This is a genomic window from Segatella copri (genome assembly GCF_009494395.1).
Classification (GTDB): domain Bacteria; phylum Bacteroidota; class Bacteroidia; order Bacteroidales; family Bacteroidaceae; genus Prevotella.
In genome coordinates this window covers 1-12,869 of the sequence record NZ_VZCB01000025.1, presented here as the reverse complement: position 1 = coordinate 12,869, position 12,869 = coordinate 1, and the positions used below count along the sequence as shown (strand labels likewise).

Below are 12,869 nucleotides of genomic sequence, written 5' to 3'. Positions count from 1 at the left end.
GCTGTTGAATTCTTCGTTCTTCACTCTTCGTTCTTCACTCTTCACTCTTCACTCTTCACTTTCCTACGGCAGGTACTTGTAAACCAGCATTGCCTTCTTGATGTTCCAGATAGTGAGCATTGGCAGGGCACAGAAGAGCACCATCGCACCCCAGTGCAATACTGCATCGCTCATCGGGAAACCATTGAAGATGTTCATCTGGTAAATCATGTAGTAATGGCGCATAGGGAAGAGCTGTCCGATGGCCTGAATAGGCGAATCCATGGCGAAGAGTGGATAGGTGGCTCCGCAGATGGAGAAACTAACCACGCCCCACAACGAACAGATACTCATCGACATACGGAGCGAAGGCATCAGTCCGAAGGCAAAAATGCCAAAGCACTGGCAGGATAATACGCTCAGAATGCCCAGCAGGATGATAGGCAGCGCACCGCCCGGATGAGGGAAATCCAGTACATGATAGATATAGAACTCGAACAGCAGGAAGATGCTCAGGAAGATAAGCGTCTGAGGAAGCATCTTGCCGGCGATGGCGAGATAAGGATTGTTGTTCGCCATTCGCATCCAGTCTTTTGCCCGGTTGAATTTCAACTCCGTACCTATAGAATAAGGTGTAATCAGGAAGATGAACAACATGATGAGTCCTGGTACCATCACCGTGGATAGATAGTAGTTGTAGTTGGCGTATGGATTGCCTATCATGTGCAAATCTACAGCAATAGGTTGCAGAAAGGTCATGATTTCATCATTCGTCTTTCCCAGTGCCGACAGCTTCGCCATTCCTGCCGCAGCTCCTCCCAGGGTAGAAATGGTCTTCAAGTCGCGGAAGAGCAGGGAGCCTGCCGCCAGCGACACACTGCTGTAGTAGAAGGAAATCTTAGGCTGTTTCTGAGCCATCAATCCTGCCTCCGTTCCGTTAGGAATCACCAGGAAGGCATAGATTTCGTTCTTTTGGATAGCATGTCTTGCCTCAGCGATGTTTTCATAGTGAGCCACCACCTTGGTGGTCTGGAAAGCGTCGAGCTTATGCACCAGCTGGCGGGATGTGGCCGAATTGTCCTGGTCAACAATGCCCACAGGCATGTCGGTAGGCACACCTCCCTGCATCAGGGTAGTGAAGAAAATCACCACCACGATGGGGAAGATGACCATGCAGAAGAGATAGATAGGATTCTTCCACATGATGCCGCATTCTCTGAGGGCAATATGATATAATCTCTTGAACATAGAACTTGTTTACTTTGAACATTGAACTTTGAGCTTTGAACTTTATGATATGCTTAATTTCTCAAATTTTTATTGTAAAACTCAAAGAAGAAAACTAATCATAAAGTTCAAAGTTCAAATCTCAAAGTTCAATGTTATTTAATGATGAGTGACATTCCCGGACGCAATCCTTCTAGCTTGGTGATAGGACGTGCCTTTACCTCGAAAGTCTTGCGGTCGTAATCGCCATTGTCCTTGGTTGCCTTCCAGGTTGCGTATGAACCCTGGTCCTTCAGGTAATAAACCTTCATCTTGATATCCTTGTTGAAGGCTGGAACGAAAGCGGTGAACTCATCACCCTTGTTCAAACCCTGAAGATGATCTTCACGCACATTGAAGGTTCCCCACATATCGCTCATGATAGAGATGCTCATGATAGGAGAACCAAGACCCACCAGCTCGCCTACCTTTGGATAGACATTGCTTACCTCGCCTTCGCACTGGGCAATCTGAACCGTCTCCTTCAGGAGATTCTTCACTACATCCACGGCGCTCTTGGAAGCCTGGGTGTTGTTGGCAGCCATGCGCTTCTCCTGCTCACGTGCTCCGTTCTTAGCCATTTCATACTGGCTCTTGGCTGCAGCCACCTGAGCCTCTGTTGCCTTGTAGGCTGCGAAAGCCTCATCGCGCTTCTGACCGCTGATGACGCCCTCGTTGTAGAGGTTCTGCATACGGTCGTAAGTCTTCTTGGCGATGGTTGCAGCAGCTTCAGCCTGCTGAACCAGCTGATAAGCACCCTGAATCTGCTCCTTGCGTGCACCGGCATCGGTCAGATCCTTCATGGCTTCGGCAGCAGCATTGGTTGCCTGAAGCATCTGCTCCTGAGATTTCATCTCTGGAACTTCGAGGATGGCGAGAGTATCGCCTACGTGAACATAGTCGCCCTCCTTCACTCTCAATTCTACTATACGGCCAGGTAGCTTACAGGATACTCTGTATTCTGAAACTTCTACCTCGCCCTGGATGGTGTCGTCCTTCTGTTCCAAGGTAAAGAAACCGATGACACCCACTAGGATAACTACCGCCGTAAATCCGATGACAGCGAGTAATATGTTGTTATGCTGTGATTTCTTAGACATTTTTTTATCTGAATTTGAATTTTAAAAAACTTCTTTTATAAAGATGAAACTGAGGAAGAAAGTCCCCCTCTAGCCACCGTTAAATCCGATTCCATCGGATTTCCGCCCCAGGATTTCCGCCCCAGGATTTCCGCCCCAGGATTTTCGCCCCAGGATTTCTGCCCCCGGTGCCGTTATTGCAGGATACCGAGCGCCTTGTTGAGCCCAACCTGTGTCAGCTTCACGTCGATTTCGGCGTCAATCTTCTGGCTCTGAGCCTGTTGCCAGGCAGTCTGTGCAGCCATCACATCGGTAACCTCCATTACGCCTTCCTTGAATCCGAGGTTTGCGCATCTGAGGTTTTCCTCAGCGCTGGCAATATTTCTCATCGCCATATTGAGCTTCTTCTGAGCTTCCTTCACCTTGAACTGGCTTTGGGCAATCTGAAGGTGAATCTTCTCGCGCGTATCATCCAGGTTCATCTGGGCGATATTGGTGGTTGCCTTCGCTGCTCTCACCTTATAGGCGCAGTCAAACCAGTTCCATACTGGCACCTGTACGATGATTCCTACGTTCCATACTCCTGTGAATTTCTTCTGGAATCCATTGAAAACATTAGGATTTGATATGGTGTAGCCGCCGGTCAGAGCTACATGTGGCATGTAGATGGCTCTCACCAGATTGGTAGCCTGCTTGGAAATATCGAGTGCATTCTGGAGCATTCTCAATTCCGGACGGGTATTCATCGCTGAGTCGGCAGCTGCTACTCTTTGCTGTTCTGTGTCGACAGGTGTTCCTGAAAGAGCCAAGGTCTCCTTATCTTCATCAGCAAGTGTGATTTCCTGATTCATCGGAATGCCGCAGAGCTGGCAGAGCAGCATCTTGGAAAGAGCCAGTCCGTCTTCTGCCTGAGTCATCTTCATCTCTGCCTCGTTCACCTTTACGTCTACCTTCAAGCCGTCAGCCTTCGTCGCAACACCCTGCTTGATCATCTTGTGAACATCATCATTGAGCTTCTGTACCAGGTCGCGGTAACTGGTGGCTAGCTTATGCTTCTGTTTGAGCGAAACTGCCAGCCAGTAAGCCTGGTCGATGGCGTAGAGAGTCTGCTGTGTCTGATGATCCAAATCGTTCTCAGCTATTTCTTCTCCGATGTCAGCAATCTTGTTGGCTGCAATAATAGCACCGCCCATATAGATAGGCTGTCTTACCATCACGCTTCCTGCCCACATATTTCGGGTGTCAGTTCTGAAAGCATCCACTACATTTTGTCCGATAGCATTGCCCTGCTGCTGGACAGGAGCCAATTTATCAGAAAGCAAGCCTCCTATCTTCTGTGCCTGTTCTGGCGTCAAGATGCCCTGACCAACCAACTGTCCCATCAGATTGCTGGCATTCCCTGAGATTCCTCCAGCCAGAGTGGAACCCAAATTGCTGAATGCTGCTTTCTGATCACTGTTCAGCAGGGAAATCTCTTTGCTGAACCATTCATATCCACCCAAGGCGTCCACCTTAGGCAAGTATTTCGTGCGTGCCGATTTCTTCAGGTTATACGCCACGTCTTTCTTGAGCTTCGAGGCATTGATCTGCTTGTTGTTGCGCAGAGCCATAGCACGGCAACTGTCGAGACTTAACGCTTGCGCTTGTGCCCCGGCAGGAATCAATGCTCCCATCAGCATGAAAATAGTTATTATTTTATTCATCCTTATATAATATTATATAATATCGGATGCAAAATTATCGAATTATTCTTAAATATCAAAGAAAATTTATTTATGAAATCTTTAAGAATTGAAAAAAAACTTATATTGTGGAAAAATGGAACATACATCATAGTTTTCCTACTATGATGCGTGTTCCTTTTTCCCTTTCCTCAGAAACGTACAACGGTTTCTTTACCCCAGTCGGCATCAACCGTTAAGCCTACATTTCTGTCATCGTCTTCACCGGAACTTCCGCCGGATGATTTCGTGAGCGAAATCTCAGACTTGGTGATTTCGTTTCTTTTCATCTTGAAATCAGACTTGGTAAAGGTCTTGATGGCGTGGGCATCGGCATCTAAGATGCTGATGGTCATTTTGATAGCCTTGTTCTCTTCGTGCGGGAAAGTATATACGGTGAAGTCTCTGTTGTTGTCTGTGAAATTGAAGATTTCCGTTTGCCGACTGTTTACACTGCCATATCCCGTGGTTGCATCCAGCGTACTGCTTCCTCCGGTATAGTAGAACTTGATGCTCCTGACTTCTTCTGGAATCGTTTCGTCGGTAATATGAAGCTTGAAGGCTGCTACGGCTCGCTGCAGGTTCACATCTGCCTCTACCTTATCGCTCTTGATGCTCAATCTGCCATAATAATAAAAGGTGTCGGTAAGCTTGTTGCTCGTGAATTTTACCTTTTCGGGCACACTCATCGTGCAGTTGCCCTTGCCGCTATGGGCAATGACAACGAGTCTGTATTCGCCTTCATCCAGACTGAAACTGGCAATGCCGAAATTCGCGTCATCGCTGGCTTGGTTGATGGTCTCTATTTTCTCTTCGCCATCAAAGACCACAAAGGAAACTCTGGAACATACATTCTGGAGAGCTGTTCCCGAAGTTGTTGCCTTGGTAACTTCTCCGATAGTGCGGTTCTGAACTTGGTGTATGCGCACCGTTACGTTGGCGTTTGCGTCATGTGTTGAGCTTTGGCCCGATTCATCGAGAGAAAACTTTTCGCATGAAGTGAGCGTCGCTACTAGCATCAAAATGATTGCTGCCAATAATTTGTAGCATTCCTTCTTCATTGTTTCCTTGTTAGTTAGCTTTCTTCCTTTTGCATGAATCAAGAATTTTTCCTGTGCATGGAAGTCATCGCAAATTTACATTTTTTATTTGATGATTGCAAGTAAAATCAAATAATTCTTTATATTTTTTGTGAATTATCCGATTTTTTGTAATTTTGTACCCGATAATAAGTGTTTTTTTATGATTACACCTTATTATATATATAACATTATTATAATAAAAGGAAAATTATTGTATGATATATGGATAAGAAAGAGAATAAAAAGGTGAAGGCTTTGTTCTTCGATATTGATGGCACTTTGGTGAGTTTCAAAACTCACAGGATTCCGCAAAGCACGGTAGATGCTTTGGAGCAAGCCAAGAAGAAGGGGGTAGAGGTGTATATTTCTACGGGTCGCCCTAAGCTGATTATCAATAATCTTGGTCAGATAGAGCATCTCATCGACGGTTACATTACTACCAATGGTGCCTGCTGTTTTGTTGATGATAAGATAATAAGTCAGCATTCCATTCTTCCTTCTGACGTGAAGAAGATCATCGAGGCTGCAGATAGAGACAACTATCCTGCCATCGTGGTCAGTGAGACTCGCTTTGCCATCCATCATTATACTGATGAGGTTTATGAGATTTTCTGCAAGGGCTTGGGAGTGGATAGCAGCGTCTTCATTACGGATGTAAACGAATTGGGCGATGAACCCATCCTCCAGGTTACTCCTTTCTGCACCGTGGAGCAGGAGGCGCTGCTGATGCCTACACTCGAAAACTGCACCTCCGGAAGATGGCATCCTGCCTTTACTGATATTACAGCTCGTGGAGCCGATAAGGGAAAGGGTCTCCATGCAATGGCTGATTATCTGGGCTTGAACATCGAAGAAACCATGGCGTTCGGTGATGGTGGCAACGATATCTCTATCATCAAGGAAGCTGGAGTGGGTGTGGCAATGGGCAATGCCGGCGAAGATCTGAAGCAGGTAGCCGATTTCATTACCACCCATGTGGATGAAGATGGAGTTAGGAATGCTCTGTTGGAGTATGGGGTAATTCAGTAAGAATGAAACTCTGGAGAATTTTGGGTTTTATTTCGTAATTAATAATGGGATAAGCGTGATGTTTTGTTTCTTAACGTCACGCTTATCTTTTGTTTTGAAAACTGCTTTTGTGTAATGGAGTCTTGTTGAAAACTTACTTTTTGTTGCTTTTGTGTCCGAAAAGGTGGCTAAAAGTAGAAAAAAATGCATAAAATATACGAAAAGTAGGGAAAAGTGCACTTTGACTTGCATTTTGTTAGCTAAAAATTTGTTTATTTTATAAAAAGTGTGTATCTTTGCATCCGATATTTGTCAGTTGTTTAATTTTAGAGAGAGAAATTATGACAAAAAGACTAACCATGTTAATGGGGGGGCTTGTTCTTTCAACAGGAATGGCTCTCGCACAGACTGCTGTTACAGGTAAGGTTGTTTCTCAGGAGGATGGTGAGCCAGTGATTGGCGCATCTGTTAAAATCGCAGGAACAAAGACCGGTACAGTGACAGATGTGGATGGTAACTTTATTCTGCCAAATGCAAGTAAGGATGCTGTTCTCGAAATCACTTATTTGGGTATGGAAACTCAGAAAGTGAAGGCTTCTGCTAAAATGAAAATCGTTTTAGTTTCCGATTCCAAGAATCTTGATGAGGTTGTTGTTACAGCGATGGGTATTACTCGTAATGAGAAAACCCTCGGTTATGCTGCAACAACCGTAAAAAGCGATGAAATTGTAGGTGCACGTACTACCAATGTGGCTGATGCCCTTTCTGGTAAGGTGGCTGGTGTTCAGGTGAACGCTACCAGCGCAGACCCAGGTTCTGTCAGCAACGTGGTAATTCGTGGTTATGGTTCTATCAATGGTAGCAACCAGCCTCTTTACGTGGTTGATGGTGTGCCTTTGCAGAATAACATGGTTTCCGGTCAGGGTAAGAATATCTCAACTGGTGGTATTTCTAATATCTCGCCTGAAGATATTGCAAGCATGACCGTATTGAAGGGTGCCGCTGCTACCGCTCTTTATGGTAGCCGTGCTGCCAATGGTGTCATTTTGATTACTACCAAGACAGGTGCCAAGGGACAGGCTCGCAACTATACTATCAATTATAGTGGTAGCGTTCAGGCTCGTATGGTTTCCTGCTTGCCAGATATGCAGGACAGTTTCGGACAGGGTTGGAATGGTCGCCAGACATTCATCGAGAATGGTTCATGGGGTCCTGCACTCGACGGCTCTCTGCAGGTGTATGGTCCGGAGTGGAACCATCAGCAGTTGCTTCACCCTTATAAGGCTTTGAAGAACAACGTGAAGGATTTCTTCGAGGAAGGCTGGTCACAGAACCACAATGTTTCTTTGAGCGGTGTTTCCAAGTCGGGTGAAATGACTTATTACCTTTCTTATTCTTATACGGGCGATGATGGTATCATGCCTGGTGATAAGGATACTTACAAGCGTAATACACTGGCTTTCCGTAATACTTATCAGGCAAACGACTGGTGCAAGTTGTCTTCTTCATTCAATTTTGCCCGCAGTGCAACTGATGCAGTGGGTAATTTTCAGGGAACATCTGTAGTAGATGGTCTCTATGAGTTGCCACGTGATGTGTCTTTGCTTGACAAGCAGGACTTGAGCAGCCCATTCAATACTCCTGAGGCTTACTTCACTCCTTATGAAATCACCAACCCATACTGGGCTTTGGCGAATAACTATAATCATACCGATGCCAAGCAGATTAATGGTAAGATTCAGGCAGATATTAACCCTATCAAGGATTTGACCCTGACTTATCGCTTCGGTTTCGACTATACTGATTATGATTCCAAGACAGGTTATCCTCAGATTGCTCTTGATGATAAGCTGATTACTGACGACAAGGGCTATGCGCCTAGTCACATGAACCAGAGTGGTTATGTTTGGGCACGTTATGGAAGAACTTATGAGTTTAACCATGATTTCATGGCAAACTATAAGAAGAAGTTCTTTGATGACAAGCTCGATTTGGCTGTTATCGCTGGTGTAAACATGAATGAGCGTAGCTATACTCACATGACAGGTGAAGCCGATGAATTGACTTTCGAGACAGGTTTCTGGCAGTTGAGCAATGGTGCAACCAAGAAGACTTTGAGTGAATATCAGACCAAACGCCGTCTGATAGGTGCCTTCGGTGATGTAACCTTGGGTTGGAATGATATGCTCTATCTCGACTTGACAGCCCGTAACGACTGGTCTTCTACATTGCCAATCGACAAGAATAGCTTCTTCTATCCTGGTGCCACCTTGAGCTGGATTTTCTCTAAGGTGATTCCTGAGAACAAGGTCTTGACTTTCGGTAAGGCTCGTGTGGCTTATGGTAAGACGGGTAATGATGCTGATCCATACCTCACAGGTGCCTCTTATAGTCAGGCTAGTATCAGAGGTTACTATGATTTAGGTATCTCTAAGTTCCCTATGAACGGTAAGAACTCATTCCTCCTGGGTAATACAAAGGGTAGTAACTCTTTGAAGCCTGAGATGACTACCGAGATTGAAGTGGGTTTGAACTTGCAGTTCTTTATGGGTAGAATCGGTCTTGATGCTTCTTTCTATAACAGAACAACAGATGACCAGATCTTTACCTTGCCGGTGGATCCTGCTACAGGATACTATTATCAGGTAACAAACTTCGGTTCTGTCCGCAACCGTGGTGTTGAGTTGTTGCTCACCACAGTTCCTGTGCAGACCAAGAATTTCAAGTGGGAGTTGGGCTTCAACTTCTCAAAGAACTGGAACAAGGTACTTGAGATGCCTGCATCTCTTGAGGGTGGTCGTGTCTCTATTTATGATTACTCTTCTGGTAATGATGCAGTCTATATGTATGCTGAGGAAGGCAAGCCAATGGGTGAGTTCTATACTTATCTTCCACAATATACAGAGGATGGTAAGGTGATTGTTGATGCAAATGGTCAGCCTGTTATCGGTACTCAGGTAGAGGATACCGGTAAGAACATGAATAGCGACTGGACGGGTGGTGTAACTACTGCCTTGACTTACAAGGGCTTCACCCTGAGTGCAGCTTTGGATGTCCGCAAGGGTGGTTACATGTTCTCACGTACCAAGAACCTGATGCAGTTTACTGGTAATGGTACGATTACTACCTACAACGACCGTCGTCCATTCATCATCCCTAACTCTGTAGTGAAGAGCGGTGATACATACGTTGAGAATACTACTCCAATCTACCAGACTGATGGTAGCTATCAGAAGTATTATAATGATTATGGTTATGGAAATGGTGGAGAGGCTTACTTGCTCGACCGTTCATACGTGAAGTTGCGTAACATCAGTCTTACCTGGAATTTGCCACGTCTCTGGACCAGCAAGTTGTCTTTGAGCAATGTAGCTTTGACCGTATTCTGCAACAATGTCTTCACCTGGACAGCTAGCAGCAATACCTTCATTGACCCAGAAACTACAACTATCAGCCAGAGTAGTTATGGTGATTTGGCCACTCAATTTGGTGAGATGTACTCAAATCCATCTTGCCGCACCTTCGGTGCCAACTTGAGTGTAACATTCTAACACATTGTGGTATTAGTAATTTAAAGGATATTCGATATGAAAAAATATATAGTAATGTCGGCTCTCGCTTTGGGACTCTGCATGAGCTCTTGCGACAGCTATTTGGATATTAACCAGAATCCACAGTCTCCATCTGAGGCAAATGTCACATCTTCCATGATTATGCCTGGTGCTGAGATGGCGATTGCAAATGCATACGGTAACTATTTGCGTATCACTGGTGGATATCATTCTCAGGTTTACGCTCATTTGAATGGTACTTCCAACTATGTGGATTATTCTGAGTTCCTGCAGTCTGCTACCCGTTGTAGTGGTACTTATACTCAGCTCTATCAGAGCGCATTGGTCAACCTGAAGACCATCTTGGAGAAATCAGAGGCATCTGAAGATTGGGGAACCTATCTTGCTGCCACCACTCTGCGTGCCTTCGCCTTTGAGACATTGGTAGATTGTTTCGGCGAGACTCCGTATACTGAGGCTTTGGATGCAGATAATCTTTCACCAAAGTATGATGATGGTAAAACCGTATATGATGGTCTCATTGCCGAAATAGACAATGCTTTGTCTAAGGCAAGTGCTTCTAACACTGTTTGCACCAACTTCCTCTTCCCTGATGCCAGTGCAGAGCAGTGGATTCAGTTTGCCAAGGCTTTGAAGTTGAAGCTTCTGATGCGTGAGGCTAATGTGGATTCTTCTGTATTGCCAAAGGTGAAGGCTTTGATTGATGAGAATGATTTCCCAACCAAGGATATTGCTTACACCAGCTGCTGGGGAACGGAAAGTGGTTCCATGAATCCATTCTATTCAGAGGAGTTCTCTTCTGCATGGGGTTCTACTCAGGAAAATGTCTGTGCAAATTTGGCTATCATCGGTTCTATGCAGATTAAGAATGCCAATGGTGATGTGGTTTATACCGATCCTCGTCTGGCTGCTTTCTTTGCGAAGAATGCGGATGGTAAGTATGTGGGTGGTGTTTCCGGTACCAATTATCCAAGTACCACAAGCCTTACCAAGTGGTGCCGTCCTATTGAGACTGCAACTTCTCCACTCAGTTTGCTTTCTGTAGCTGAGACCGAGTTCTTCATCTCTGAGTATTATGCGCGTACTAACGACGAGGCTAATGCCAAGGCTCATTACAACAAGGCAATTGAGGCATCTTTCGCATCTACTGGTGTAGAGGGGGCAGCTGAGCACATCGCTCAGTTCCCATTCGATATGGCGAATTACAAGAAGAGCATCGGTGTTCAGAAGTGGATTGCCCTGGCTGGTGTGAATACTTTCGAGGCATGGTGTGAGCTTCGCCGCCTGGATTATCCTGCTTTTGATACGACTAAGAAGGGTTCTGATTTCTATACCAAGGGTGATGACGGTTCCTTTACCGACAGCGGTTATCAGGCTGGTACACTCTATACTCCTATTGATGTGTTCAGTCAGGTTGGTGCCAACAAACTTCTGGAGCGTTTCCCATACGCAGAGTCTTCTTCTTCTCGTAATAGCAACACTCCTACATTCACCAATTCAGACTATACCAAGCCTGTGTTCTGGGGTGAGTAATCTAACAGTGTTTCATTAATTAAATGAATATAGCAATGAAAAAGAATATATTTTATATCATGCTTTTGCTGTTGACGTCGGCAGTTTCATTCACCAGTTGCGATGATGATAGTTCTGCAGGTGTAACACGCATCACATATTATCCTGTGCTCACTCTGAAGGGTGATGCAACCATGTACGCTGATAAGGGTGCTGCCTTTATTGACCCTGGTTGTGCTGGTGAACTGAATGGCGAGGATATTTCTTCTCAGCTTGTAGTTACTGGAACAGTGAATACCGCCAAGTCGGGTATTTATACATTGACCTATTCTGCTACCAATGCAGATGGATTCAGTGCTTCTGTTTCCCGAACCGTCATCGTTACCGATCCTACGGATGCTAAGGAGGGTGTCTTCTATACAGATGCTGCCAACAGTTATCGTGACTATAGCGGTAATAAGGCTTTTGGAGATAATTTCGAGGTTATCATTATCAACAATGGTGATGGTACTTATCATGTAAGCGATTTGCTGGGTGGTTGGTATTCTCAGAAAGCTGGATATGGCAGCAATTACAATATGGAAGGTGATGTGAAGTTTGCCGAAGATGGTACGATGACACTTCTCAATAGCCTTATTGGTGGTTGGGGTGATAGCTTGGTTGGCTTCTCTGGTAAGTTTGACACAGCTTCTTCATCTTACACCTGGGATGCTGAATATGCATCATCCATGAAGTTCCATGTAGTTTTGAATAAGTAATTTTAGAAGATTATCGTTATGAAGAAATTAATATATTTATGTATGGCTATCCTCTGCATGACTTTTGCTTCATGTGAGAAGGATGAAGTCGGTGGTACTGCTACTCAGGCTCTCGCCGGTGAGTGGTATGTTACTGTGGATGCGGTTGATGCCAATAATAATGTGACAGCTCTTGATCCTTATGGTATGGGTAAGTTCCTTGTCAATACATTCAATACTGCAGCTAATGTGAGCGACCAGATGTGGATTAGTGACAATGGTAATTTCTGGAACTTTAAGGTGAAAATGACATCAGATGTTCAGAATCTCAGTTTCACAACTAATGGTGAGGCAGCTAATGCTGCTTATAATAAGGATGGTTCTCTTAATGACTGTAAGGTGAATGTTGAGGGTGGTAAGGTCTTGCCTGGACAAGGTCTGACTCCTCATGGAACTCCTGCCGACAGCATCGTTTTCTATGTGTCATTCAATGATGACGAACCGGGAAACAAGTATAAAGTTTCTGGTATTCGTTATTCTGGTTTGACACAGGCTGATTAATTTAGATTTTATGTTATTAGGTACATAAAGATATAAGGCAAAGTGATTTGCCTCGTTGTTGACCAAGTCAACACTTATATCTCTCTCGTCTTTGGGGACTGGCGGTGGCCGGTCCCCTTTTTGCGTTTGTATGGGAATAGCTGTCCTGTTTTATTATTTGAAAAAATAGAGGATAAAACTCAAAAATACTCTTCACTCTTCACATTTAGCCCTTAAGTAGCTATAAATCAGAAATTTCAGAAGGTGAAGAGTGGGGCTGTCTCTTCACCACTCTTCACCACTCTTCACCTTTTAAAAGTAAGCGGCTCCGCGTTTATACCTTGCATAATTCAAAAAAAGCAGTAACAGCTGA

The 12,869-nt window shown here is 44.8% G+C and carries 9 protein-coding genes; 5 read left to right on the top strand and 4 right to left on the bottom strand.

Annotation, left to right across the window (positions count from 1 at the left end; translation table 11 throughout):
- Positions 1-63: 63 nt before the first annotated feature.
- The 4 genes from F7D73_RS02990 to F7D73_RS02975 form a co-directional block, all read right to left on the bottom strand.
- A complete protein-coding gene (locus F7D73_RS02990; protein WP_153122224.1) occupies positions 64-1,227 on the bottom strand; it encodes an ABC transporter permease in 1,164 nt (387 codons plus the stop codon).
- A gap of 134 nt (positions 1,228-1,361) precedes the next feature.
- Positions 1,362-2,345, bottom strand: a complete 984-nt coding sequence (locus F7D73_RS02985; protein WP_153122223.1) for an HlyD family secretion protein — start codon at positions 2,343-2,345, stop codon at positions 1,362-1,364.
- A gap of 173 nt (positions 2,346-2,518) precedes the next feature.
- Positions 2,519-4,027 (bottom strand): TolC family protein, encoded by a 1,509-nt coding sequence (locus tag F7D73_RS02980; protein ID WP_153122222.1) that lies wholly within the window; start codon positions 4,025-4,027, stop codon positions 2,519-2,521.
- Between the two features lie 170 nt (positions 4,028-4,197).
- On the bottom strand, positions 4,198-5,106 hold the full coding sequence (locus tag F7D73_RS02975; RefSeq protein ID WP_153122221.1) for a FimB/Mfa2 family fimbrial subunit: 909 nt from the start codon (positions 5,104-5,106) through the stop codon (positions 4,198-4,200).
- 243 nt (positions 5,107-5,349) lie between these two features.
- On the opposite strand from F7D73_RS02975, the gene F7D73_RS02970 reads away from it, so the two are divergent.
- The 5 genes from F7D73_RS02970 (at position 5,350) to F7D73_RS02950 (ending at position 12,517) form a co-directional block, all read left to right on the top strand.
- Positions 5,350-6,156 (top strand): Cof-type HAD-IIB family hydrolase, encoded by an 807-nt coding sequence (locus F7D73_RS02970; protein WP_153122220.1) that lies wholly within the window; start codon positions 5,350-5,352, stop codon positions 6,154-6,156.
- A gap of 320 nt (positions 6,157-6,476) precedes the next feature.
- Positions 6,477-9,686: a SusC/RagA family TonB-linked outer membrane protein gene (locus tag F7D73_RS02965; protein WP_228117614.1), complete on the top strand. Its 3,210-nt coding sequence runs from the start codon at positions 6,477-6,479 to the stop codon at positions 9,684-9,686.
- A gap of 36 nt (positions 9,687-9,722) precedes the next feature.
- Positions 9,723-11,240 carry a SusD/RagB family nutrient-binding outer membrane lipoprotein gene (locus F7D73_RS02960; protein WP_153122219.1) on the top strand — a complete coding sequence of 506 codons (1,518 nt, stop codon included), beginning with the start codon at positions 9,723-9,725 and terminating at the stop codon, positions 11,238-11,240.
- 35 nt (positions 11,241-11,275) lie between these two features.
- Positions 11,276-11,977 (top strand): BT_2262 family domain-containing protein, encoded by a 702-nt coding sequence (locus F7D73_RS02955; protein ID WP_194256830.1) that lies wholly within the window; start codon positions 11,276-11,278, stop codon positions 11,975-11,977.
- An 18-nt stretch (positions 11,978-11,995) separates the two neighbouring features.
- Entirely contained in the window at positions 11,996-12,517 is a 522-nt protein-coding gene (locus F7D73_RS02950; protein ID WP_153122217.1) for a lipid-binding protein, read from the top strand.
- Positions 12,518-12,869: the final 352 nt, after the last annotated feature.